The organism is Polaribacter sp. BAL334 (assembly GCF_015767435.1).
GTDB lineage: Bacteria > Bacteroidota > Bacteroidia > Flavobacteriales > Flavobacteriaceae > Polaribacter.
Genome location: NZ_JADWOV010000234.1, coordinates 1 through 1,234 on the forward strand (window position 1 = coordinate 1; position 1,234 = coordinate 1,234).

Below are 1,234 nucleotides of genomic sequence, written 5' to 3' on the forward strand. Positions count from 1 at the left end.
ATTTTAGATTTTCTTTAATTTCCCAAGAAAAACTTCCAACCATATTGAAGTTTTTTCTCAGTTTTAGTTGCTGATTATCATCAACCGCAACAAAAGGATTTACCAAATAACTTGCAATTGCATCATCAGTATCATCAGTTGTTAATCCAGGCAATGGAATTGGAGAATACCCAACACTGTGTCTTAAACGAGCATCTGCAGAGGAAATTTCATTTTGCTCATTAGCACCACCTCCATTTATTTCAGTATCAGAATATCGTAAGGTGAATGATAAATCAACTTTTTTACTTGCCTTGCTTTTTAATGATAATGAAAGGTTATTTCTTCTAAAATTAGAACCGATCATAATCGCTTTTTCATCATACATTGCATAGTTGAAATTGAAATTAAATTTTTCTGAACCACCTCTTACTGATAAATCTCGGCTTTCAACCTCACCCATTTGTCCGTAAATTTGTTTTTGCCAATTTGTTCCTTTTTGACCTGCATAAAGATCATAGTCTTGCCATAATCCAAAAAATCTCTCATATGATGAAATTTGATTATCCATCAATGCATATTCATATTGCCATTTCACAAAATCTTCAGTATCTAAAACATCAATTGTATTTGCAATTAATTTCGCACCATAAAACATGTTAAAATTTGCAGTTACTTTCCCCTCTTTACCACTTTTGGTTGTTATAATTACCACACCATTAGCACCTCTGGAACCATAAATTGCAGTTGAGGAAGCATCCTTTAAAACTGTTATATTTTCAATATCCGAAGACGAAACATCATTGATACTATTTACAGGAAAACCATCAACAATAATTAATGGAGAACTGTCTTGCGTTAACGAACCACCCCCACGAATTCTAATTTTTATTTCAGAATCAGGAGAACCTTCTGATGATAAAACTTGCACACCAGCCAAACGACCTGTTAAAGCTTCTGCAACATTGGGAATTGGGAGTTCTTTTACGTCCGCTCCTGAAATGGTAACAACAGATCCTGTTAGATCTGATTTTCTTGCAGTTCCATAACCAACAACCACAATTTCATCTAATGATTCTGCACTTGGCTCAAGAGTGATTTTGAAATTTTTTTGACCAGCAACTTTAACCTCTTTTGTTTTAAAACCAAGATAAGAAACTACCAAAGTAGCATTAGAAGGGACATTTTTGATGGTGAAAATTCCGTCAAAATCGGTTGATGTTCCTATTGTAGTTCCTTTAACTATTACTGAAAC

General features: G+C 33.7%; 1 protein-coding gene. It reads right to left on the minus strand.

Annotation, left to right across the window (positions count from 1 at the left end):
- A partial coding sequence (locus IU405_RS03365) for a SusC/RagA family TonB-linked outer membrane protein (protein WP_197437204.1) occupies positions 1–1,234 on the minus strand: 1,234 nt, incomplete at both ends.